The organism is Escherichia sp. E4930 (genome assembly GCF_005845405.1).
GTDB lineage: Bacteria > Pseudomonadota > Gammaproteobacteria > Enterobacterales > Enterobacteriaceae > Escherichia.
The window spans coordinates 478047-501978 of sequence record NZ_VCDZ01000003.1 but is presented as its reverse complement, the minus strand read 5'-3'; the positions used below and the strand labels follow the sequence as shown (position 1 = coordinate 501978).

Here is a 23932-nt window from a genome sequence, read left to right as displayed (position 1 = left end):
ATATACCATGAAGAATGCACCGTTATGTTAACCTGGTGAAAACATTCATCTGAAACACATTAATAAAACTAATGAAATTATTTAATTTGTCATTTGATATGATTATCATCAAGTCTTAAAATACGTTCCCCTGATCTAATTATGCTAAAACCATAGTATTCTTTTTTACTTCCGGAAGAGAGCATGTATTTTCCGATATAAATGACATCTGAAGATAGCTCACTTATGTCAATACATACGGGATCGAACTGACCAGTCACTCTTTTCAGTTTTATTGCATTGCCATATTTACCTTCATATAAAATGTAATTTGAAATCATATTCCCATCGTCTGGTTTTGAACAAACCCGTCCGTCTTGTAAATATATATTACCAGGCAACAATGGGCGAACATAATCACCAACAGTACATCCCGACAAAAAGAGCAACAAAAAAAATCTCTTCATATGACGCCCGCAGGAAATAAACCAAGCACATTTTTGTATTTTTCCGATAGAGTATTCACTGATTCAGTTGTATCACCTACATACTTAACATTTGCCAAATCAGCTACCAGTCCATAGTTAATCAACAGCCAATAATCAGCAACTATAGATGCTTGTTGTTCCATGGAATAAGAAGCAATTGACTGTAAACTAAGATCGTAATGATAATTTGCTGCCCAGGAAAATAAACCACGCAACTTAACTGAATACCCTTTCTGATATTGCCAAACATGCATCATTTCATGAATAAACAAGTGAGAAGCACCTGCTACTGTTTCACGACCACCAGGCATTGCTTGCGATGAAAAATCTGAACTATAAACAGCATCAGGATAATACATTTCCCCGTTTGGGGTCATCGCGGTTCTTTCCCCTTGACCTGGCAAATATTTTTCATTGTGGATCCATACTTTGTTATAATCAATTGTATTCTCAAAAATCGATCTGGCTAATGTTAATTCACCAGATGTCATTCTCCTTAATGACATATCCTTCCTCCTGGAGATAATATTTTTCAGATAAAAAACAAACGCTATTTTATTATTTATTAAATAGGGTTCTATTTGATGCTCAATATTTCCACCTTATGAAGTGTTGATGGCATCGTCTTCATAGACAACGAAATCAAAGCAAGTTCTCAACGTTTTCCATTACGATTTCTTAACATTAATTCTCAGCATTTTTATTTATCTATCTTCGATATCAATTGTTGATGTAAATGATTTTACGGATAACATAACTTTCATCAATCAATTAATATCTATAAACGCTACCGCCCCACCCTGATATCTTAATCTGCACATAGCCATCTTAACGTTATGCCCCATACATTAGTAATGTAAATTAAGAATTCGGAATATATCAAATTCACTTCATAAATTAATATCGAGAATGATATACACATTAATTATATTGAAGTAATGTTTTAAGGGTTGTAATGTCCCTGGAACGGGACTAATTCAAGAAGTTTCTGTTGGGCAATAGCGCGTTTATCACCCTATATCCCTCTTACATTTTTTGGCATTTTCTGTAGCGTCGGTAACTGGCATTTCTAATCAGCAATTGTATTGGTCTTTGGCGTATTACCCCTGAAACCAGTCATACGCTAGTCCTTCACTATTCAATGATAATCAGCGACGACCAACCACACCAGTGTCCACTGCAACCACTGGCGTTCAGAGCAACGAACGAGTGGTGAAAAAGTCGGCGACCGTCGAGTACCATCGAACCAAAAGTGGTTTTTCCGTCATAATTTCATCAGGTTGCGACTTTGTCGCTAGCCGCCATTATCCCCACACATTTATAGCGGGATTATTTTGCATCGTTACACGATAAAAGGTAGGATTCTGCGCCGACAGTTATACCCATAAAGAATAATGGTGAATCTTGTCATCGCCAGGATGAATAAACATTGTTCATGGCAAGTTATATGACGTTTTTATTAAAGCAATCAGGGAGAGCAATGAGTAAACACGACACCGACACTTCAGATCAACACGCCGCGAAACGCCGCTGGCTTAATGCCCACGAAGAGGGGTATCACAAAGCGATGGGCAATCGTCAGGTGCAGATGATCGCCATTGGCGGCGCGATTGGTACTGGTTTGTTTTTAGGCGCGGGAGCCCGACTGCAAATGGCAGGGCCAGCGCTGGCACTGGTCTATTTAATCTGCGGCTTGTTTTCGTTTTTTATTCTGCGTGCATTGGGTGAGCTGGTGTTACACCGCCCTTCCAGTGGCAGTTTTGTCTCTTATGCCCGAGAGTTTTTAGGAGAGAAAGCCGCTTATGTTGCCGGTTGGATGTACTTCATCAACTGGGCGATGACGGGGATTGTCGATATTACCGCCGTCGCACTGTATATGCATTACTGGGGCGCATTTGGTGGCGTGCCGCAGTGGGTCTTTGCGCTCGCTGCGCTGACCATCGTTGGCACCATGAATATGATCGGTGTGAAATGGTTTGCGGAGATGGAGTTCTGGTTTGCGCTTATTAAAGTGCTCGCCATTGTGACCTTTTTGGTTGTGGGTACAGTGTTCCTCGGTAGCGGTCAGCCGCTGGATGGCAACACGACTGGCTTTCATTTAATAACCGATAATGGCGGCTTCTTCCCCCACGGTTTGCTGCCTGCGCTGGTGTTGATTCAGGGCGTAGTGTTTGCTTTTGCCTCCATTGAAATGGTGGGTACAGCTGCCGGAGAATGTAAAGATCCGCAGACCATGGTGCCTAAAGCGATTAACAGTGTGATTTGGCGTATTGGCCTGTTTTACGTCGGCTCCGTGGTGTTGCTGGTTATGTTATTGCCGTGGAGCGCGTATCAGGCGGGGCAAAGTCCGTTCGTGACGTTTTTCTCTAAACTGGGTGTGCCATATATCGGCAGCATTATGAACATTGTGGTGCTGACCGCTGCCCTCTCCAGCCTGAACTCAGGTCTGTACTGCACCGGGCGTATTCTGCGCTCGATGGCGATGGGCGGTTCCGCACCGAGTTTTATGGCGAAAATGAGCCGTCAGCATGTGCCGTATGCCGGGATTCTGGCGACGCTGGTCGTTTATGTCGTCGGCGTATTCCTCAACTATCTGGTGCCGTCTCGCGTATTTGAGATTGTCCTGAACTTCGCGTCGCTGGGAATTATCGCCTCGTGGGCGTTTATCATCGTGTGCCAGATGCGCCTGCGTAAAGCGATTAAAGAAGGCAAAGCAGCGGATGTCAGTTTTAAACTGCCTGGCGCGCCCTTCACTTCCTGGCTGACATTACTGTTTTTACTGAGTGTCCTGGTGCTGATGGCGTTCGATTACCCGAACGGGACTTATACCATCGCGGCGCTGCCGATTATCGGTATTTTGCTGGTTGTGGGTTGGTTTGGTGTGCGCAAACGCGTTGCCGAAATTCACAGCACTGCGCCAGTCATCGAGGAAGATGAAGAAAAACAGGAAATTGTGTTTAAACCTGAAACGGCGAGTTAATTGCAAAATTGCCCGGTTTAGAGCCGGATGCGGCGTAAATGCCTTATCCGGCCAACAAACTATAAATAAATCAAATAATTATGCGTATTGTAGGCCTGATAAGACGCGACAGCGTTGCATCAGGCATTGTGCTCCGCTTGCCGGATGCGGCGCTAGCGCCGCATCCGGCCTACGAAAGACAAACTCCCCTGTGTCGATTACAGCGCAATACGAATCACATCGTCCGGCTGGGTAGCTTCCTGCTGTTTAGTGGATTTTTGTTTAACACTGACATACAGCGTTTTGCCATCGGCAGACAGCGCCAGGCTGTTCGGATGAGTCGGCGTATCGAACGTTTTCACCACCTTATAGCTTTTCGCATCAATCACACTAACTTTACCCGCCTGACGATGCGTCACGTAGGCTTCATTACGCGCCGGGTTAAACAGCACAGCCAGTGATTCCGGTGCCGCAACCTTCGCCAGAATATTGCCATTACGGGTATCGACCACTAACACTTCTGCCGCTTTAGAGTCGGTGATAAATGCACGCTGCCTGGCGGTATCGAGGCTGATGTTGATAAAGAAGTGCTCTTTGCCGTCATCCAGCAGCTTTTTACGGCTGAGAATTTTATTATCGGCGGTGTCGATGGTAATCAATTCGCCGTCAGCGTTAGTGGTGTAAAGACGTTTGCCTTTGCTATCCAGCGCCAGGCCAGTACTCATTTTACCGGTGTTCTGGATGGCAGTTTTCAGTTTGATGTTCTCGCCATCAACGACCCAAATCACGCTCTCTTTGCCAATACCACTGATGTAAACCGTGTTCGTGGCATCGTCAGCTACCAGCTCACGCGGCTGCAACGGGCGCACCTCTTCCGTGCGCTTACGATCATCCAGCACCAGACGGCCTTTCACTTCGCCCGTTTTGGCATCTATCGCCGTGACCGCGCTGTTTACGGTGTTACCAAACCACAACGTTTGAGTAGCGTTGTTAATGGTGGAGCCAAACGGCTTGAGATCGTTATGAATCGCCAGAGTCACTTCCAGAGTGACCGGATCAAGACGATAAACCACGCCGCCTTTATCCAGTTTGCGGCTTTGCGAAGTGGCGAGCCACAGCGCGTTTTCTTGCTGGCTATAAGCCATTTCGTAGGCACCTTTACCTACCGCTTTACGCAGCATTTCTTCTGCGGCCTGCGTACTGAATGATGAAGCAACAAGCAATGAACCTAACAGTAATGAACCACGCAGGCGCGATGAAAACAGATGACGTAAATGCATGACGACTCCCTTTGATGAACCGATATTTTTGCTGCTTCACAATGCTTCGCTAAGCGTAATCATCGTTACGCTCTTGTTATAAATGGGAATGGTAATCATTATTTTCTCAAATGTGGAGTATTTCTTGCCGTTACGACTACAATTTTCTCAATTGCTTAACGTATTGTGCTGTTTCGTTTTCCATGAATTTACAATTTTATTACCATGACGGCGTATTCCCATTCTTAACCTGGCTTTTTTCATGAAGATTTTCTCCGTCCGACAGACTGTTTTGCCCGCACTGATTGCCCTTTCCCCTTCCGCTTTTGCAACCAATGAACAAACCATGATTGTCAGTGCCGCGCCACAAGTGATTTCCGAGCTGGATACGCCAGCAGCCGTGAGCGTGGTGGATGGCGAGGAGATGCGCCTGGCAACACCGCGCATCAATCTGTCTGAATCACTGACCAGCGTGCCTGGTTTGCAGGTACAAAACCGGCAGAACTATGCGCAAGATTTACAGCTGTCGATTCGCGGATTTGGCTCCCGTTCCACTTACGGAATTCGCGGTATTCGCCTGTATGTGGACGGTGTTCCCGCCACCATGCCCGACGGACAAGGGCAAACATCCAACATCGATTTAAGCAGTGTGCAAAATGTGGAAGTGCTGCGTGGCCCCTTCTCTGCCCTGTATGGCAACGCGTCTGGTGGGGTGATGAATGTCACTACTCAAACCGGACAGCAACCGCCAACCATTGAAGCCAGTAGTTACTATGGCAGTTTTGGCAGCTGGCGCTATGGGCTGAAAGCAACGGGCGCAACGGGCGACGGCACACAGCCTGGCGATGTCGATTACACCGTCTCAACCACGCGTTTTACGACCCACGGCTATCGTGACCATAGCGGCGCACAGAAAAATTTAGCCAATGCCAAACTGGGCGTACGGATTGATGACGCCAGCAAAGTAAGCCTGATTTTCAATAGCGTGGATATCAAAGCAGATGATCCTGGTGGATTAACCGAAGCAGAATGGAAGGCGAATCCGCAACAAGCTCCACGCGCTGAACAGTACGACACGCGAAAAACCATCAAGCAAACTCAGGCTGGGCTGCGCTATGAACGTAGCCTGAGCGTGCAAGATGATATGAGTGTGATGATGTATGCCGGAGAGCGAGAAACGACCCAGTACCAGTCAATCCCGATGGCCCCCCAACTTAACCCGTCGCATGCGGGCGGCGTGATTACTCTGCAACGCCATTATCAGGGGATAGACAGCCGCTGGACACACCGTGGCGAGCTGGGCGTTCCGGTCACGTTCACTACCGGCCTGAACTACGAAAACATGAGCGAAAACCGCAAAGGCTACAATAACTTCCGACTGAATAGCGGCGTGCCGGAATACGGGCAAAAAGGTGAGTTGCGCCGCGACGAACGCAATCTGATGTGGAACGTCGATCCCTATTTACAGACGCAGTGGCAGCTGAGCGAAAAACTGTCGCTGGATGCTGGCGTGCGCTACAGCTCCGTGTGGTTTGATTCCAACGACCATTACGTTACTCCGGGTAACGGCGATGACAGCGGTGATGCCAGTTATCACAAATGGCTACCTGCCGGATCGCTAAAATATGCGATGACCGATGCCTGGAATATCTATCTGGCAGCCGGGCGCGGTTTTGAAACACCGACGATTAATGAGTTGTCTTATCGCGCTGATGGGCAAAGCGGTATGAACTTTGGTTTAAAACCTTCCACCAACGATACGATTGAGATCGGCAGTAAAACGCGTATTGGTGATGGATTGCTTAGTCTCGCATTGTTCCAGACCGACACCGATGATGAAATTGTTGTCGATAGCAGTAGCGGTGGACGCACCACGTATAAAAATGCCGGTAAAACGCGTCGTCAGGGCGCTGAACTGGCATGGGATCAACGTTTCGCCGGAGATTTCCGCGTAAAAGCGTCCTGGACCTGGCTTGATGCCACATATCGCAGCAATGTTTGTAATGATCAGGACTGTAACGGTAACCGGATGCCAGGGATCGCCCGTAATATGGGCTTTGCGTCTTTGGGGTATGTGCCGGAAGAAGGCTGGTATGCAGGCACGGAAGCGCGTTATATGGGCGATATTATGGCAGATGATGAAAATACGGCCAAAGCGCCGTCTTATACTCTCGTCGGCTTATTCACCGGCTACAAATATAATTACCACAATTTAACTGTGGATTTATTTGGTCGTGTCGAAAATTTATTCGATAAAGAATATGTCGGATCGGTGATTGTTAATGAATCAAATGGTCGATATTACGAACCAGCTCCCGGGCGTAATTATGGTATTGGAGTAAATTTCGCCTGGCGGTTTGAATAACCACATTGATGCCCGGTATTTGCCTGGCATTTTTAATTTAACGGCTGTATTGCTGGCACAACATAGCAACGTTTTTTTGCATAATTTCAGCAAGACAATGTCTGCATCCCTCTTTGTCTTTTGCTTTTAACGCGGCGAATAGTACATGATAGCTTTCTATACGCTCACGTAATTCCGCTGGATTAATCGCTTCATAAAGATAATGTAAACCAGGTCCCATCCTGACCCATAATTGCTCAATCATTTCACACAGGATGGGCATATTTGAGCGATAATAAATCGCTAAGCGGAATAGTCTGTTTGCATTAATGAGTTGTTCCATATCGCCATTTTCTTGCGCCTGCTGTAATTTCTCGAGCAATTCCTGTAGTTCCGCTATGTCTTGCGAGGAAATGTTTTCAACAGCCTGGGCAACTGCCATTAATTCCAGTTCGTAGCGGATCCGATTGATTTCGTCTAATTGACGTTTCCCCACTTCCGGAACTGTAAATGCTTGCGCTGGTGCGACAGAAAGCGCATTCACCGAAACCAGACGTAATAATGCTTCACGCACAGGTGTAATACTCATACCTAATTGCTCCGCCAGATTTTTAGTAATCAGGCGTGCGCCAGGTTTTAATGCGCCAATACTAAGCTGATGTTTCAGGTCGTTCTCAACCTGCAGAGTCAAACTGACATGTTTCATTTTTCCCGTTCCAGGCATTTTAATTCCTTCGCGTATTTTCTGTCCAACCCTGCCTGCATGGCAGAAGGAGTTCACCTGGTGTATTAAAGTGAATAATCATAAACCACTCACCTTTGTTGTTATTAGCAGCAGAACAATGACGTGGTTAGTTAATTAAAGCTGAAAATAAGCTTTTTGCCTGGATTTTTATGGCGGCTTACGCCGCCGTTGAAACTTTAATCATCACCCGCCACGCGGATCACCACTTTGCCGAAGTTTTTACCCTTCAGCAGGCCGATAAACGTCTGTGGCGCATTCTCTAAATTGTCAGTAATTTCTTCGCGGTAGTGGATTTTATCCTCTTTCACCCATTGCCCCATCTCCTTCTGAAACTCATGGATGCGGTGACCATAATCCTGAGCGATAATAAACCCTTGCAAGCGAATACGTTTTTTCAGCACTGTAGCCATCAACAGAGGTAAACGATCCGGACCGGGTGGTAGCTCTGTAGCGTTATAGCTGCTCACTAAGCCACAAACGGGAATGCGCGCAGATGTATTAAGTAATGGTAGCACTGCATCAAATACCTTACCGCCCACGTTTTCATAATAGATATCAATACCTTTTGGGCACGCTTTCGCCAGTTGTTCGGCAAAATCGTCCGCGTGGTGATCAAGGCAAACATCGAAGCCTAACACCTCGGTAGCATGGCGGCATTTTTCCGCGCCACCGGCTACCCCCACCACTCTGCAACCTTTAAGTTTGCCGATTTGCCCCACCGTCGCCCCCACTGGTCCTGTCGCCGCAGCTACCACCAACGTTTCGCCCTCTTTAGGCTGACCGATATCCAGCAGCCCCATATAAGCGGTAAAGCCTGGCATTCCCAGCACACCCAGCGACCACGATGGATTTTGCGGATGATCGCCAAGTTTCACCAGATCATCACCACTGGATATGTCATAGTCCTGCCATCCACTGTAGCCCAGCACCCAGTCGCCAGGCTGATAATCAGGATGATTCGACTCCACGACACGGCTCACCGTACCGCCGACCATCACGCCGCCAATATCAACCGGCGGTGAATAAGATGGCTCATCGCTCATACGTCCACGCATATACGGGTCCAGGGACAAATAAACTGTGCGCAGTAACACCTGTCCTTCACCCGGTGTGGCGACATCATCTTCTTCAAGACGGAAATTCTCCGGAACCGGTGCGCCATGTGGACGCGAGGCCAGAACCCAACGTCGATTACGCTGCTTTTGTTGCCCCATAATGCTCTCCTGTGCTTTTGGCATGAATCCATCAATAGTAGCAGGCTCACGGGATTGGTTTTGTTTGCAGCCGTCACATCCCCTCTGCAACACGCAATAATTTCATCGAGGAATCCGTTGCTTCGGGCTGTTTTCGATAGTATTGATAACATCATCATCATTATTTTATTGAGGCCAGACATGTCCATCCGTTTTGCCCGCAAAGCCGACTGTGCTGCCATTGCGGAAATTTATAACCACGCCGTGTTGTATACGGCGGCTATCTGGAATGACCAAACGGTGGATGCAGATAACCGCATTGCCTGGTTTGAAGCGCGGACCATAGCAGGTTATCCGGTGCTGGTAAGTGAAGAAGATGGCGTAGTGACGGGATATGCCTCATTTGGCGACTGGCGTAGTTTCGATGGTTTTCGCCATACCGTGGAACATTCGGTTTATATCCATCCCGATCATCAGGGCAAAGGTCTGGGGCGTAAATTGTTAAGCCGATTGATTGATGAAGCGCGGGATTGCGGGAAGCATGTCATGGTCGCCGGGATCGAATCGCAAAACCAGGCTTCGCTGCATCTCCACCAGTCGCTGGGATTTGTCGTCACCGCACAAATGCCGCAGGTGGGCACTAAATTTGGGCGCTGGCTGGATCTGACATTTATGCAGTTGCAACTCGACGAACGCACTGAACCGGACGCGATTGGATGAATCAGTCGCTCACCCTTGCCTTTTTGATTGCCGCCGGAATTGGTCTGGTAGTCCAGAACACGCTGATGGTACGCATCACCCAGACCTCCTCAACCATTCTCATCGCCATGCTGCTGAACTCCCTGGTGGGGATTGTGCTATTCGTCTCCATTTTATGGTTTAAACAAGGGATGGCAGGGTTTGGCGAACTGGTTTCCAGCGTGCGCTGGTGGACACTGATTCCTGGCTTGCTGGGCTCATTTTTTGTCTTTGCCAGTATCAGCGGATATCAAAACGTTGGCGCGGCAACGACCATTGCAGTATTGGTCGCCAGTCAGTTGATTGGAGGGCTGGTGCTGGATATCTTCCGCAGTCATGGCGTACCACTACGGGCGTTGTTTGGCCCAATTTGTGGCGCAATTTTACTTGTGGTTGGCGCCTGGTTGGTGGCCAGACGCTCGTTTTAATCACAGGATAGTGCCGCCTTTGGTTAACTGTTCGTGGCGAGCTTCCATATCTTCTTTATGCTTACGCCCGTGATGAGCGATTGCTGTACGCAAACGCTGCTGCTGAGTGTAACGTTCTTCCCGACTTAACTCTGCGTCATCGCTCAGGGCGATTAATAATTCGTTCATATGGGCAATGACGCTCTCATCAATCGCTGCATCCACGCGTGCGATGACCTCTTCCAGATGCGACATACTTTCTCCTTAGCCACTTGTGAAAATTATCGATTCTCCCAAATGATATAAGTCTGCGTTGTGCCGTCAAGCCAGTGCTCAAGATTTAAAACAGCGAAAACAGCAGCGCCACTGGAAAACTCATCGGCCAGGTCACCGCCACCAGGAAGGCGCTCAGAAAACGAATGTGCTTCTTCTCGTGAGAAAGAAACCAGGTAATAACAAACGCGATAGCTGCCATAACAGCATAAAAAACAAGCAGGCATTGATAAAGAGACATGTACGGGCGTCCAGCCAGAGGAATAAAACGCGCGCAAATATGCGTTATTTTTTGATGTACATCAAGTTTTACAATCCATTTGAGATATTTCCATAATCCGGGAGCTGCCCTTGTCCATCTTCAGAATGAGTATTATTGCGGATTTACTTAACCCGTACTATACACATAGGGGCTATGACAAAAGGTGGCAAAATATGAATGTTTCCAGTAGAACTGTAGTGCTTATAAATCTCTTTGCTGCTGTTGGATTGTTTGCTCTTATCTCTATGAGATTTGGTTGGTTTATTTGATGTAGCGATATTGCACGCAGTACACACTGTCAGAGAGATATCAACTCTCTGACAGTGCGTTAGATCTTCTCACACTCTCCCTGGCTACAATATTATCCTTAATGTTTAACCATTACGTGGCGGACAACGGTGTAATCCTCCAGCCCATAAAGTGACATATCCTTGCCGTAACCTGAAAGTTTCTGACCACCGTGCGGCATTTCACTTACCAGCATGAAATGGGTATTGACCCACGTGCAGCCATATTGCAGACGTGCACTAACGCGATGCGCCCGACCTACATCTTTCGTCCACACTGAAGAGGCTAAACCATACTGGCTGTCATTTGCCCAGTTCACTACCTGTTCTTCATTATCGAAGACAGTCACGCTCACCACTGGACCAAATACCTCTCTTTGAACGATAGCATCTTCTTGCAATGCGCCTGCCAGCAGCGTCGGCGCATAGTAATAACCGTTACCTTTTCGTTTCTCCCCGCCGGTGACCACTTTAATGTGTCCCGTCGCTTTCGCCTCTTCCACTGCTTTGCTGACGCGGTCGAGATGAGCCTGGGAACTCAACGGCCCCAGTTCCGTTGATTCGTCATCCGGCGCGCCCGACTTCAGGGTTGCGACAGCGGCGCCCAGTTTTTCCACCAGCGCATCGTAAATGCCTTTTTGCGCGTAGATTCGACAAGCTGCGGTGCAATCCTGCCCTGCGTTGTAATAACCAAACGTGCGTACACCTTCGACCACAGCTTCAATATCAGCATCATCAAAAACAATGACAGGCGCTTTGCCACCTAACTCCATGTGGGTACGCTTAATGGATGGCGCGGTATGGCTGATGATGTGCTCACCGGTGGCGATAGATCCCGTCAGCGAAACCATGCGCACTTTTTGATGCCCGGTCAGCGGATCGCCCACGGTCTGGCCCCGGCCAAACAGTACGTTGATCACGCCCGGCGGGAAGATATCTTTCGCCAACTCTGCAAGTTTTAGTGCGGTCAGCGGCGTGATTTCTGATGGTTTAAGTACCACGCAGTTCCCCGCCGCCAGTGCCGGAGCCAGTTTCCATGCTGCCATCATCAATGGGTAGTTCCAGGGTGCAATAGAAGCCACAACGCCCAACGGATCGCGGCGGATCATAGAAGTATGTCCCTCGAGATATTCACCTGCCGCCAGACCATTCAGACAACGCGCCGCACCGGCGAAAAAGCGAAAGACATCGACAATCGCCGGGATTTCATCATTGAACGCACTATGCAGCGGTTTGCCACAGTTACGGGACTCCAGTTCGGCAAAAACCTGACCATTTTCTTCGATAACATCAGCCAGTTTAAGCAGGCATTCTGCGCGCACCTTCGGCGTGGTTTGCCCCCATTCGGCAAATGCTGCATCTGCCGCGCGAACAGCAGCATCCACCTGTTCTGCCGATGCCTCGGCAATCTCCAGTAAAACGTCCCCCGTTGCCGGATTATAGATAGGCTGTTTTTCCCCTTCGCCGCTAACCAGTTCTCCGTTAATCAGTAACTTATGTTGCATAGCATATTCCTGTATCAGTGGTTATTGACCATTGTCGCCTTCGCGGGTTAGCCACCAGGCCCCCAGGATCGGCAAGGTTGTTACCAACATAACCAGCAGTGCCACCACGTTGGTTACCGGTACATCACGTGGTCGCCCAAGCTGATTGAGCAACCACAACGGTAACGTTCGTTCATGACCTGCCGTAAAGGTCGTAACGATGATTTCATCGAACGACAAGGCAAACGCCAGCATCCCTCCGGCCAGTAGCGCCGAACTAAGATTCGGCAACACCACATAACGAAAGGTTTGCCAGCCATTGGCCCCAAGATCCATTGACGCCTCAACCAGACTCCACGAGGTGCGGCGAAAACGGGCGATGACATTGTTAAACACCACCACTACGCAAAAAGTCGCATGACCGACGACGATGGTGAAAAAGCCAGGCTCCAGATTGATGGTTTTAAACGCGGTTAATAGCGCCAGACCCGTGACAATGCCCGGCAGCGCAATGGGCAGCAGCAGTAACAGCGAAATGGCGTTTTTGCCGAAAAAGTCTCGTCGCCACAGCGCGGCAGCTGCCAGCGTCCCTAACACCAGCGCAATTAACGTCGCCAGCGACGCCACTTTAAGTGACAGTGTCACGGCATCAAGAATATCACTACGCTGTGCTGCCACGCTAAACCAGCGCAGCGTCAGGCCTTGCGGTGGAAAACTAAACGCCGCATCTTCAGTGTTAAACGCATAAGCGGCGATAATCAGGATGGGAAAATGTAGGAAAACCACGCCGCCCCAGGCCGCCAGTTTGAGGAAAAACGGTGCGCGTTCAGAGTGCATCGAACGCTCCCAGACGTTTCACGAACGCCAGATAGAGTGCGATAAGGACTATCGGCACCAGAGTAAAAGCCGCAGCCATCGGCATATTGCCAATCGCCCCCTGCTGGGAATAAACCATATTGCCGATAAAATATCCTGGAGGGCCAACCAGCTGCGGGACGATAAAATCGCCCAGTGTGAGTGAGAAGGTAAAGATAGAGCCAGCGGCAATACCCGGGATCGCCAGCGGCAGCACCACATAGCGAAAGGTTTGCCGTGGACGCGCGCCAAGATCGGCCGACGCCTGCAACAATGACGGCGGCAAACGCTCAAGCGCCGCCTGCACGGGCAGGATCATGAACGGCAGCCAGATATAGAGAAACACCAGAAAGCGACCTAGCCCGGAAGTTGACAGCGTATTACCACCCACTGCCGGTAGTGTGAGAAATGCCGTGAGTAGTGGCTCCAGCCCCAGATGTTGTAAAAACCACTGCGCCACACCGTCTTTAGCCAGCAATAAGGTCCAGGCATAGGCTTTAACAATGTAGCTTGCCCACATGGGCAACATCACCGCAATGTAAAAGAACGCTTTCATTTTGCCGCTGGTATAGCGCGCCATATACCACGCCATCGGAAAGGCCAGAATGGCACTGGCGATAGTGACTGCCACAGCCATTGTCAGTGTGCGAAGAATGATGTCGTAATTCGCCGGATTAAACAGCGCACGAATATTCGCCAGCGTCAGTTCCGGCGTTACCGACATGGTGAAATCGTCAAAGGTATAAAAGCCCTGCCATAACAACGTCAGCAGCGAGCCGAAATAGACGATACCAAACCACATTAGCGGGCCAAGCAGCAGCAAAAACAGCCCCAGCCCCGGATTCCGCCAGAAGAAACCGGACACCTTACCCAGACCTGGACGTGAAGGTGATTGCAAGACGTTCATCGCCATTCACCTCTCCTCAACCAGCGGCACCATCACATCACGCGCCCAGGAAACCATCACCTGTTGACCCGCCGTGAGCGTGTTGGGTAAGTCTTCGCCCGTTACATTTGCCTGGCTAACCAGCAGTTTTTCACCGCTGTTAAGTTTCAGTTCAAAACGTGTGGTTGCCCCCTGATATTGCACCGCCTGAATCGTGCCATTGGCCTGCACTTCACCAGGTGTATTCAGGCGAATATGTTCCGGCCGCAGGGCAAAACTGCCCATCATGCCGCAAAGATTCTCGGCCATTAGCGGATCAAAAACGTTGGATGTCCCGACGAATCCCGCAACAAACGGCGTGCGCGGGCGCATATAGAGATCGCGCGGGGAATCAACCTGCTCAATGCGTCCATTATTGAAAACCGCCACACGATCGGACATCGACAACGCTTCGCCCTGATCGTGGGTAACGAAAATAAAAGTGATACCGAGAGACTGTTGCAGCTTTTTCAGCTCAAGCTGCATTTGCTCACGCAATTTGAGATCCAGCGCGCCGAGCGGTTCATCCAGCAACAACACGCGCGGTTCGTTCACCAGTGCTCTGGCGATGGCGACTCGCTGGCGCTGACCACCAGAAAGCTGTGACGGTTTACGTTGCTGTACAAAACCCAACGCCACTTTCTCCAGCGCCTCTTGCGCCATTACGTAGCGCTGCTTTTTATCCACGCCTTTAACCATCAGCCCATAGGCCACATTCTCGAGAATCGACATATGGGGAAACAGCGCGTAGTCCTGGAAGACGGTATTCACGTCCCGCTCCCACGGTGGTAGATTACTGGCCGGTTTACCGAAGATAGCAATCGCCCCGCCGGAAAGCTGTTCGAAGCCAGCAATCAGGCGCAGGCAGGTGGTTTTGCCGGAGCCGGACGGCCCCAGCATAGAGAAGAACTCACCATCTTTTATCGCAATACTGACGCCATCTACCGCGCGCACGTCGCCGTACAACCGCGAGACGTTGTCAAACTCCACTGCGTACGTCATATAACACCCCAGCGAAGTTAGCGACCGCCCATAATGGCAATGTAATCCTGCGTCCAGCGACTGTAGGGAACAAACTTGCCCCCTTCGGCTATAGGCGTTTTCCAGAAGGCAATTTTATCGAAATAGTTAAAGCCGTTGGTTTCACAGCCTTTATCGCCCAGCAACGGACTGGCTTTGCAGCCTTCCGGTACTACCGGCAGCGAACCAAACCAGGCCGCCACATCGCCCTGCACTTTTGGCGTTAATGACCAGTTCATCCATTTGTAGGCGCAAACCGGATGTTTCGCTTCGCTATGTAGCATGGTGGTGTCTGCCCAGCCGGTAACACCCTCTTTCGGGAAGACGGTGGCGATCGGTTGGCCTTCGCCTTTCAATGCGTTGGCCTGATACGGCCAGGCGCTGGAGGCCACCACGCCCTCGTTCTTGAAATCGCTCATTTGCACGCTGGTGTCATGCCAGTAGCGATGGATCAAGCCATGTTGATCGCGCAGCACTTTCAGCACCGCCTGGTACTGTTGTTCGGTGAGTTGATACGGATCGCTGATGCCCAACTGCGGCTGAGTGGCTTTAACGAACAGCGCAGCATCCGCAATGTAGATAGGGCCGTCATAAGCCTGTACGCGACCTTTATTACTCTTGCCGTCCGGTAGATTCTGCTCAACAAAAACCACTTGCCAGCTATCTGGTGGTGTCGGGAAGGTTTTGGTGTTGTACATCAACAGGTTCGGACCCCATTGATATGGCGTGCCATAGACTTTGCCGCCCACGTTAAACCAGTCGCCTTTAACCACGCGCGGATCGAGCGTTTTCCAGTTGGGAATCAATGCGGTATTAATCGGCTGCACGCGTTTACCCATAATCAAACGCAGCGAGGCATCGCCGGACGCCGTGACCAGATCGTAACCTCCTTTGGTCATCAGGCTGACCATTTCATCGGAAGTCGCCGCAGTTTTCACATTGACCGCGCAACCTGTTTCTTTTTCAAATTGCGTCACCCAGTCGTATTGTTTATCGGTTTGTCCGCGTTCGATGTATCCCGGCCAGGCGATAATATCCAGTCGTCCTTCCGGTTTATCTAAATTGGTAGGCTGTTCGGCGGCGTGGGCGGTCATTAATGTCATGGTAAGCGCACACAGGCTGCTGCGGGCAAATGTCTTGCTCATAAAGTCTTACTCCTGTCGTAATTAATTGTTCAGCCGCCGTGCCGTAAAAATATCTCCTTGTTTAACCATAGACGGCGGCTTGCAGGCGCACCCTCGCCCCCGAGAAAATTTAATCAGGATGTGAGCTAACGCGCATTATGGCGTTTGTGAGGCTATCTTCTGGAGTATAGACAATGGGTTAGGAAATATAGCTTCTATTCGAAATTCATATTACCCAACCTGAGAGAAATTAAATGAGGATCTATTTCAGGTATTCTTTAATAAGGTGACCTAATTGTTTAACCGCCTGTTCTTCGCGCTCGCCCCACTGCCATGCAGTATTAAAACGGAAAAAACGAGACCAACTTTCGCCAGTAGAAAACATTTTACCCGGCGCAATACTGATGTGATGCGCCAATGCCTGAACACTTAATTCGCCCGCATCTAACGGTTCGGGAAGCTCCAGCCAGAGAAAATAACCGCTGTCATTGTGATGAATTTTCACTTCCGCAGGCAGATAACGCAGCAGCGCCTGCCAGGCACGTTGTTTACGTTCCGCAAGCTGGCGACGTAGACGACGAAGATGGGCATCGTAACGGCGAGTAGAAAGGTAATCCACCAGCGCAAGCTGCATCGGTGAGCTGGTGGAAAGCGTACTCATCAACTGCAAGCGTTGAATTTTACGTGCATGTTTTCCGGCGGCGACCCAACCAATACGAAAACCAGGCACCAGACATTTCGAAAACGAAGAGCAATGCAAAACGCCATCGTGGCGATCCCACGCTTTCGCAGGCAGCGGTTTTTCCCGACCAAAGTAAAGCTCACTGTAAACGTCATCTTCAATTAACATCACGTTGTACTGATTGAGCAACTCTACCAGCCGCGCTTTTTTCTGTGGCGTTAAGGTAAATCCGAGTGGATTCTGGCTATTAGTCATCAGCCAGCAGGCTTTGACCGGATACTCCTGTAACGCCAGTTCCAGCGCCTGAAGATCTATCCCTTCTTTAACGTCCGTCGCCACCGATAACGCCTTCAGCCGTAGCCGCTCCAGCGCCTGCAACGCACCGTAGAAACAAGGATTCTCGACAATCACCCAATCGCCCGGTTCAGTGACCGCTTGCAAACTGAGGTTTAATGCCTCTAACGCCCCGGCGGTAATGACAATTTCATCAGGAGAAATAGTGATGCCTTGTAAGGCATAGCGACGAGCAATAGCCTGACGCAGTTCTGCATTCCCTGGCGGCAAGTTTTCAATCACGCTCATCGCCGTGGCGGTTTTACTCACCTGCGCCAGTGAGCGGTTCAGTTGCTGTAGCGGAAACAGGTGCGGATCGGGAAAGGCTGAAGCAAACGGTACTACCGACGGATCGCGACTGGCCTGCAACATGTCAAAAATATAGGTGTTAATATCGACCGTTTCATCACGCGTTACCGGAATAGCAGGTGCCTGCGGTGATTTCACCGTGCGCGGCGCAACGTAATAACCTGATTGCGGCCGCGCAATAATATACCCCTGACTTTCGAGCAACTGATAAGCATGACCGACAGTCATAAAGCTCATGCCAGAAAGCGCAACCTGTTCACGTAGAGAAGGCAGGCGATCGCCGGGTTGCCAGATGCCTGACGCAATTTGCTCACGTAATAGTTCTGCGAGTTGCTGGTATTTTTTCATTAATTGGATCGTTATTATGTGCAGGTGATCCGGCAGTCTATATCAGTTGTTAAAAATGACAACTTTACGTTAACTGTAATTAAACCATTACCAGCGATAACTCTTTGCCCAGGGCTTTAGCCGCAAGCTGGACGGCGTCGATTTTTGTCGCATGATGCAAATCAAACAAGCGAGTGATCTCCTGCCTGGGTTTACCAATCCGCCTCGCCAGCTCTTGCTGGGTGATATCTGACTGTAAAAAAGCATTTAACAGCAATATCTTAGAAGCGACACTTAAAGGCACTTCAATAAAGTGATCGTTGTTATTTAATGGCGAAGGTAACGGAATTAGCTCGTTATCTTCAAAATAAAAATCAAATGCGGTGAGTAAGGCATCTTTTGCTGCTTCCATCGCTTCAGCAACAGTTTCTCCCTGCGTTAACGCTTCAGGGATATCTACAAAAGAAACCACATAACCGCCTTCCGGCGCAGGTGTAAGAGTGACGGGATAACGCATAATTTTGACTGTCTCTCGCATGTCATTAACCTTCTGATGGCGATTAATTCAAACCGAGTTGTTTCAGGATAGCTTTACGCAATGGTTCTTTTATCTCGTCACTGGGGGGACGCGGCATGACACTACGTCGCCCCTGAAACCTGAGTTTCAAATGGTGGCTGCCATTCGCCACATCGACGCCCTGAGATTCGAGCCAACGTCTGAACTCGCTTTGTTTCACATCGCCTCCCTGCCGCTGAGTATATCAACAAAGTAAACATTAATGTTTACCTCCTTTTTTTAATTTGCTCGAAAATAGCACTAATTCGCCGCAACGGTGGAAAGCAGTGCCAAATCAGGAAGGCAGGTTCCAGAAATTCTTTGCGCTAATTTGCAAAACAGAATAATAACTCAAAGAAACTATCGGCATCATAGCGGCAAAGTGTAATAAACGGGTGGCGGGATGTTTACAAAAGCGTTATCGGTTGTCTTATTAACGTGTGCGCTGTTCTCAGGACAGCTCATGGCGGGACACAACGGACATGAATTTTTGTGGGTGAAGAATGTGGATCATCAACTACGTCATGAAGCGGACAGCGATGAATTGCGTGCTGTGGCGGAAGAGTCGGCGGAAGGTTTGCGCGAGCATTATTACTGGCAAAAATCACGCAAACCAGAAACGGGACAACGTTGAGTCGTTTGTTGCCGGATGCGGCATGAACGCCTTATCCGGCTGACAATATCATGCAGATTCAATGAGTTGTGAATACCCCTGAAAGCTTGCGTTTTATCCTTTCCGCTTCGGCAATGTTTTCAGCAGATCATCCGGGCTTACAGATGCGACAACGCTTCCCGGTAACGGCATTTTCAGAATATGATTTTTGATTTTTCCGATGACGTGCATCTCACACGGGCGGCAATCAAACTTCAGCGTTAGTACTTCATCACCGTTAACCAGTTGCATCGGCGTTGCCTTCCAGCTTTTAATATTACCTTTCGCCTGTTTCGGACACAGATTGAAAGCAAAGCGCAGGCAGTGTTTGGTGATCATCACCGGGACTTCGCCCTTCTCTTCATGCGCTTCATACGCCGCATCAATCAGTTGTACGCCATAGCGATGATAGAACTCGCGTGCTTTATGGTTGTAGACGTTAGCAAGGAAGCTCAAATGCGTTTGCGGATAAACCGGCGCAGGTTCAGCAACCGGTTTACGACTGCCGCGCTGGTAGCTGGCAAGACGTGCAGCATCCAGCATTTCGACGGCTTCACGGCGGAACTGATTTAACAGACTGTTTGGCACAAACAGCGCCCCCGGCAAATTAATTTGCACATCGCGGGCGTAATAGATGGTTTGCCCCAGTTTTGCCAGGCCATCTTTCAGGTTATTCAGCGCTTTTTCGGCGTTATTCGCTTCGTCGAACTGCCCATCCAGGGTATGAGTGATGCTCACGCCCTCTTCACTGGTTAACGTCAGAATGAGTTGTTCTTGCCAGCCACCCAGTTCAATGTCTACCGCTACCCGACGCTCGCTGGAGGTTTTCGTCAGTGCCTGTTGCCAGTTATGGTCAAGGTTACGGTTAAGCGGATGATGTGGGCAAATTTTATGCAAATCTGCTGGCATTTCATTTGGCCAGACGCGGTAGTGATTTTCTCCGGTTTTCTCTACCGTATTGGCGCGAAAGCCAACCACTTCACGTTTAATCATTACGTTCAGGCCATCGCCATTTGCCAGTGGCTCGGTGACGGCAACATCGAGATGATCTTTCGCCACTTTCAATACTTCACCCACCGGCAGGCCGATAAATTTCGGCGAATCGAACGCGCCAATGTCACCTTTACGCGCGTTAACAAAGTAGTCTGTGCTACCACGATGGAAGGTTTTTTCTGTCGAAGGCACAAAGAAATGTTCAGTACGACCTGATGAAGCACGAGCCAGATCGCCGCGCGCTTCAATAATGGCATCCAGCATCTGGCGATAATGGGCGGTGATATTCTTCACGTAGCTCATATCTTTGTAACGCCCTTCAATCTTGAAAGAACGCACACCCGCATCGATCAACGCGCCCAGGTTGGCAGTCTGATCGTTATCTTTCATCGACAGTAGATGTTTTTCATAGGAAACCACCCGCCCCTGATCGTCTTTCAACGTGTATGGCAAACGGCACGCCTGGGAGCAATCACCACGGTTGGCACTACGTCCCGTTTGTGCATGAGAAATGTAGCACTGACCGGAATATGCCACACACAATGCGCCATGAATAAAGAACTCAATAGTCGCGTCCGTGGCCTGATGAATCGCACGAATCTGCTCCAGGTTAAGCTCACGCGCCAGCACTATCTGGGTAAAGCCAACGTCAGAGAGGAACTTCGCTTTCTCTACAGTACGAATATCACACTGCGTACTTGCGTGCAGTTCAATCGGCGGAATATCAAGTTCCAGAATTCCCATGTCCTGAACAATCAGCGCATCGACGCCTGTCTGGTAAAGATCGGTAATCAGTCGTTGCGCTGGTTCCAGTTCGTCGTCATGCAAAATGGTGTTAAGCGTGACGAAAATTTTTGCACCATAACGGTGGGCAAATGGCACCAGTTCGGCGATATCTTTCAGACTATTACTGGCGTTATGACGGGCACCAAAACCAGGGCCGCCGATATAAACAGCATCGGCACCGTGCAAAATAGCTTCGCGGGCAATGGCGGCATCGCGTGCCGGGCTTAACAGTTCAAGACGATGAGAAGATACGGTCACTTTCTTATCCAGTAGCTGAAAAAAGGCGGTTATTTTAGCCACAAGCGCGACGTTGCGAAATAGTTTTCCTGTTCAACTACGCGGGTAATGGATAATGGAATGAAAATGCACGGTTTGCTCGCCACGGTTGCAATAGGCATGGGCAACATCTGCGGCAAAGCGTTCACCTTCTCCACTTTTAAGGCTTCGCCACTCACCACCAACGCACAGGTCAAGCTGCCCATCAATGACGACAACATGCTCGATAACACCCTTTTCGTGCGGCGTCGATTCGCTTATTGCACCGGGGGCCATCAGGATCGAGAAATGTTCAAAGCAGAGTTGCGGATCATAAGGAAATAAAGAAGTGATCACCATTGTCTGCTGTTGTGGATCATAAACGGATGGCGTAGCGGTCTGCGGCGGCGAAATAAACGTCGAAAACGGTACGTTCATCCCGGTAGCTATTTTCCATAATGTTGCGACCGTCGGGCTGGATTCATTACGTTCAATCTGCCCTAACATCGCTTTTGAAACGCCCGTCGCTTCTGCCAGTCGCGAAAGACTCCAGCCCCGCTGCTGACGAAGATGTTTAAGCGTAGTGGATAAAAAGCGAGCGAGATTTTCCATGCGACTCCTCCTGCAAAACGGGAGTTTATCACTTGTGCGTTATAACGGACAAATGCTACGGTGCCTGTACGCTATAACGCACGAGGTAACTATGCGTCTGTTTTCCATTCCTCCTCCCACGCTGCTTGCAGGGTTTCTGGCGGTCCTGATTGGCTATGCCAGCTCTGCGGCAATAATCTGGCAAGCGGCGATCGTCGCTGGAGCCACCACAGAGCAAATTTCCGGATGGATGACGGCGCTGGGACTGGCGATGGGCGTCAGTACTCTTGCCCTGACATTATGGTATCGCGTGCCTGTTCTTACCGCATGGTCAACACCCGGTGCTGCGTTGCTGGTCACCGGGTTACAGGGACTAACGCTAAACCAGGCCATCGGCGTTTTTATTGTCACGAATGCGCTAATTGTTCTCTGTGGTGTGACAGGATTATTCGCCCGTCTGATGCGTATTATTCCACACTCGCTGGCAGCGGCAATGCTGGCCGGAATTTTGTTACGCTTTGGTTTACAGGCGTTTGCCAGCCTGGATGGTCAGTTTATGTTATGCGGTAGTATGTTGCTGGCGTGGCTGGCGACAAAGGCTTTTGCGCCGCGTTATGCGGTAATTACGGCGATGATTGTTGGGATCGTGGTCGTTATCGCACAAGGTGACGTTGTCACAAAAGATATCGTTTTCAAACCCGTTCTCCCCGCTTATCTCGCCCCTGAATTTTCGCTTGCTCACAGTTTGAGCGTTGCACTCCCCCTTTTTCTGGTGACGATGGCTTCGCAAAACGCACCGGGGATTGCGGCAATGAAAGCAGCTGGGTATTCGGCTCCTGTTTCGCCATTGATTGTATTTACTGGATTACTGGCGCTTCTGTTTTCTCCTTTCGGCGTCTATTCCGTAGGTATTGCGGCTATCACTGCGGCTATTTGCCAGAGCCCGGAGGCGCACCCGGACAAAGATCAGCGTTGGCTGGCTGCCGCTGCGGCTGGCGTCTTTTATTTACTGGCGGGTCTGTTTGGCAGTGCCATTACCGGGATGATGGCTGCCCTGCCTGTAAGTTGGATCCAGATGCTGGCTGGTCTGGCGCTGTTGAGTACCATCGGAGGCAGTTTGTATCAGGCTTTGCATAATGAGCGTGAGCGCGATGCTGCTGTGGTGGCTTTTCTGGTAACGGCAAGTGGGCTGACGCTGGTCGGTATTGGCTCGGCGTTTTGGGGATTAATTGCCGGTGGTGTCTGTTATGTAGTATTGAATTTGATCGCTGACAGAAGCCGATAATCAGAAGCGCCATCTTGCGATGGCGCGACTGGCATTACTTTTTGTTAACGTCAAACATGGTTGCGTCGGTCGCCATGTCATCAATAACTTGCTTAATATTTTCGAAAGCCATTGGGGTGCTTTCGTTGTTCAGGTCCTTACCTTCGCCCTGACGAACCACTTTGATAACTGGTTTGTTGGTAGCCGCATCAATCAGCTCACCTTCAAAGTACAGGCGGGTGTCCATGGTACGGTGACCCGTCGCCATTTGCGTCCCCGCTACCACTAATGCGACAGGAACAACTTCATAGAACTGTAACCCTTCTTTGCTGGTATCTACACCAGTAATAGCACCACGGAAAATCAGACTACGAGGCCCAGCGGTAGTAACCAGTGGTTTACGCTGTGAGATGGCTTCTTTCATTTCAGTATTGGTATAGCTCAAAATTCTATCCAGAACTTTTTGCCCTACCTGGGTAGAAGGTTTAGGCACCGGATAATAGGTGATTGGGTTCCAGACGATGCTGTCATATTTACTTTGATCAAAATTTGGATCAACCCAGCGTAATACCGGTTTGCCCGTTGCTGAAGTTGTTTCTTGAAGGTTGGAGTAATTGTTTAAAAAACCAGAATATTTATCTGGCTGGGTGATTTTAGAGGCACAACCTGACAGAGCCAACAAGCCGCATAAAGCCGCAACTTTCGCAATTGATGTGGTACGCATGAATAGTTTCCTGAGATGATTATATTACTTTTTAAGTTATAGCAAAAAGTACCGCTTCGTGTTGTGGCAAAAAAAGTGTTGGTGAAAATAAAATTTCCAGCCCCTTTTCTGACAATAT

The 23932-nt window shown here is 49.4% G+C and carries 25 protein-coding genes; 7 read left to right on the top strand and 18 right to left on the bottom strand.

Translation table 11 applies throughout. The features are described from left to right. Positions 1–89: 89 nt before the first annotated feature. Both FFT88_RS05800 and FFT88_RS05795 read right to left on the bottom strand, forming a co-directional pair. On the bottom strand, positions 90–446 hold the full coding sequence (locus tag FFT88_RS05800) for a hypothetical protein (protein ID WP_130219326.1): 357 nt from the start codon (positions 444–446) through the stop codon (positions 90–92). Beyond that, the gene (locus FFT88_RS05795; RefSeq protein ID WP_135404346.1) at positions 443–973 is read right to left on the bottom strand and encodes a type IV secretion protein Rhs; all 531 of its coding nucleotides are present in this window, start codon (positions 971–973) and stop codon (positions 443–445) included. Before FFT88_RS05795 ends, FFT88_RS05800 begins: the two co-directional genes overlap by 4 nt. Before the next feature lie 974 nt (positions 974–1947). On the opposite strand from FFT88_RS05795, the gene ansP reads away from it, so the two are divergent. Beyond that, on the top strand, positions 1948–3447 hold the full coding sequence (gene ansP / locus FFT88_RS05785) for an L-asparagine permease (RefSeq protein WP_130219322.1): 1500 nt from the start codon (positions 1948–1950) through the stop codon (positions 3445–3447). Positions 3448–3644: 197 nt separating this feature from the next. On the opposite strand, the gene FFT88_RS05780 is transcribed toward ansP, so the two are convergent. Continuing rightward, positions 3645–4706: a YncE family protein gene (locus FFT88_RS05780; RefSeq protein WP_135404345.1), complete on the bottom strand. Its 1062-nt coding sequence runs from the start codon at positions 4704–4706 to the stop codon at positions 3645–3647. Positions 4707–4947: 241 nt separating this feature from the next. Here FFT88_RS05780 and pqqU point away from each other — a divergent pair, with 241 nt between their 5' ends. Continuing rightward, positions 4948–7050: a TonB-dependent receptor PqqU gene (pqqU, locus tag FFT88_RS05775; protein WP_135404344.1), complete on the top strand. Its 2103-nt coding sequence runs from the start codon at positions 4948–4950 to the stop codon at positions 7048–7050. 37 nt (positions 7051–7087) lie between these two features. Here the strand turns inward: pqqU and mcbR are convergent, their stop codons facing one another. Both mcbR and curA read right to left on the bottom strand, forming a co-directional pair. Next, entirely contained in the window at positions 7088–7753 is a 666-nt protein-coding gene (mcbR, locus tag FFT88_RS05770; RefSeq protein WP_135404343.1) for a colanic acid/biofilm transcriptional regulator McbR, read from the bottom strand. A gap of 197 nt (positions 7754–7950) precedes the next feature. After that, positions 7951–8988 carry an NADPH-dependent curcumin/dihydrocurcumin reductase gene (curA, locus tag FFT88_RS05765; RefSeq protein WP_135404342.1) on the bottom strand — a complete coding sequence of 346 codons (1038 nt, stop codon included), beginning with the start codon at positions 8986–8988 and terminating at the stop codon, positions 7951–7953. 180 nt (positions 8989–9168) lie between these two features. Between curA and mddA the strand changes: the two genes are divergently transcribed. After that, positions 9169–9687, top strand: a complete 519-nt coding sequence (gene mddA, locus FFT88_RS05760) for an L-methionine sulfoximine/L-methionine sulfone acetyltransferase (RefSeq protein WP_089628382.1) — start codon at positions 9169–9171, stop codon at positions 9685–9687. Continuing rightward, a complete protein-coding gene (locus FFT88_RS05755) occupies positions 9684–10133 on the top strand; it encodes a DMT family transporter (protein WP_001076539.1) in 450 nt (149 codons plus the stop codon). Before mddA ends, FFT88_RS05755 begins: the two co-directional genes overlap by 4 nt. Here the strand turns inward: FFT88_RS05755 and ydcY are convergent, their stop codons facing one another. Both ydcY and FFT88_RS05745 read right to left on the bottom strand, forming a co-directional pair. After that, positions 10134–10367 (bottom strand): DUF2526 family protein YdcY, encoded by a 234-nt coding sequence (gene ydcY, locus FFT88_RS05750; RefSeq protein WP_113649882.1) that lies wholly within the window; start codon positions 10365–10367, stop codon positions 10134–10136. It abuts the gene before it with no gap. A gap of 85 nt (positions 10368–10452) precedes the next feature. Next, complete coding sequence (locus FFT88_RS05745) at positions 10453–10626, bottom strand: GhoT/OrtT family toxin (protein WP_135404341.1); 174 nt, start codon at positions 10624–10626, stop codon at positions 10453–10455. Between the two features lie 194 nt (positions 10627–10820). Between FFT88_RS05745 and yncL the strand changes: the two genes are divergently transcribed. Next, on the top strand, positions 10821–10916 hold the full coding sequence (yncL, locus tag FFT88_RS05740) for a stress response membrane protein YncL (RefSeq protein WP_074399477.1): 96 nt from the start codon (positions 10821–10823) through the stop codon (positions 10914–10916). Between the two features lie 98 nt (positions 10917–11014). Here the strand turns inward: yncL and patD are convergent, their stop codons facing one another. The 8 genes from patD to FFT88_RS05700 all read right to left on the bottom strand — a co-directional run bounded on the left by patD (position 11015) and on the right by FFT88_RS05700 (position 18730). Continuing rightward, positions 11015–12439, bottom strand: coding sequence for an aminobutyraldehyde dehydrogenase (gene patD, locus FFT88_RS05735; protein ID WP_135404340.1), 1425 nt, complete (start codon positions 12437–12439; stop codon positions 11015–11017). 21 nt (positions 12440–12460) lie between these two features. Beyond that, positions 12461–13255 (bottom strand): ABC transporter permease, encoded by a 795-nt coding sequence (locus FFT88_RS05730; RefSeq protein WP_130259058.1) that lies wholly within the window; start codon positions 13253–13255, stop codon positions 12461–12463. Beyond that, positions 13245–14186: an ABC transporter permease gene (locus FFT88_RS05725; protein ID WP_001251315.1), complete on the bottom strand. Its 942-nt coding sequence runs from the start codon at positions 14184–14186 to the stop codon at positions 13245–13247. Before FFT88_RS05725 ends, FFT88_RS05730 begins: the two co-directional genes overlap by 11 nt. After that, a complete protein-coding gene (locus FFT88_RS05720; protein WP_135404339.1) occupies positions 14187–15200 on the bottom strand; it encodes an ABC transporter ATP-binding protein in 1014 nt (337 codons plus the stop codon). It lies immediately after the preceding gene. Positions 15201–15217: 17 nt separating this feature from the next. After that, positions 15218–16363 carry a putative ABC transporter substrate-binding protein YdcS gene (gene ydcS, locus FFT88_RS05715; RefSeq protein ID WP_135404338.1) on the bottom strand — a complete coding sequence of 382 codons (1146 nt, stop codon included), beginning with the start codon at positions 16361–16363 and terminating at the stop codon, positions 15218–15220. Positions 16364–16604: 241 nt separating this feature from the next. Further along, positions 16605–18014 carry a PLP-dependent aminotransferase family protein gene (locus FFT88_RS05710; protein WP_135404337.1) on the bottom strand — a complete coding sequence of 470 codons (1410 nt, stop codon included), beginning with the start codon at positions 18012–18014 and terminating at the stop codon, positions 16605–16607. Between the two features lie 79 nt (positions 18015–18093). Further along, complete coding sequence (gene hicB, locus FFT88_RS05705) at positions 18094–18510, bottom strand: type II toxin-antitoxin system antitoxin HicB (RefSeq protein ID WP_135404470.1); 417 nt, start codon at positions 18508–18510, stop codon at positions 18094–18096. A 43-nt stretch (positions 18511–18553) separates the two neighbouring features. Further along, positions 18554–18730 carry a type II toxin-antitoxin system HicA family toxin gene (locus tag FFT88_RS05700; RefSeq protein WP_130222688.1) on the bottom strand — a complete coding sequence of 59 codons (177 nt, stop codon included), beginning with the start codon at positions 18728–18730 and terminating at the stop codon, positions 18554–18556. Positions 18731–18952: 222 nt separating this feature from the next. On the opposite strand from FFT88_RS05700, the gene FFT88_RS05695 reads away from it, so the two are divergent. Continuing rightward, the gene (locus tag FFT88_RS05695) at positions 18953–19183 is read left to right on the top strand and encodes a YncJ family protein (RefSeq protein ID WP_130259056.1); all 231 of its coding nucleotides are present in this window, start codon (positions 18953–18955) and stop codon (positions 19181–19183) included. 93 nt (positions 19184–19276) lie between these two features. Here the strand turns inward: FFT88_RS05695 and rlhA are convergent, their stop codons facing one another. Both rlhA and FFT88_RS05685 read right to left on the bottom strand, forming a co-directional pair. Continuing rightward, positions 19277–21238 (bottom strand): 23S rRNA 5-hydroxycytidine C2501 synthase, encoded by a 1962-nt coding sequence (gene rlhA / locus FFT88_RS05690; protein WP_135404336.1) that lies wholly within the window; start codon positions 21236–21238, stop codon positions 19277–19279. A 72-nt stretch (positions 21239–21310) separates the two neighbouring features. Beyond that, positions 21311–21847, bottom strand: a complete 537-nt coding sequence (locus FFT88_RS05685) for an XRE family transcriptional regulator (RefSeq protein ID WP_135404335.1) — start codon at positions 21845–21847, stop codon at positions 21311–21313. A gap of 52 nt (positions 21848–21899) precedes the next feature. Between FFT88_RS05685 and ydcO the strand changes: the two genes are divergently transcribed. Next, complete coding sequence (ydcO, locus tag FFT88_RS05680; RefSeq protein ID WP_135404469.1) at positions 21900–23111, top strand: BenE family transporter YdcO; 1212 nt, start codon at positions 21900–21902, stop codon at positions 23109–23111. A gap of 34 nt (positions 23112–23145) precedes the next feature. Here ydcO and FFT88_RS05675 read toward each other — a convergent pair whose 3' ends face one another. Further along, positions 23146–23814 carry a DUF3313 domain-containing protein gene (locus tag FFT88_RS05675; protein WP_064527441.1) on the bottom strand — a complete coding sequence of 223 codons (669 nt, stop codon included), beginning with the start codon at positions 23812–23814 and terminating at the stop codon, positions 23146–23148. Between the last annotated feature and the right edge of the window lie 118 nt (positions 23815–23932).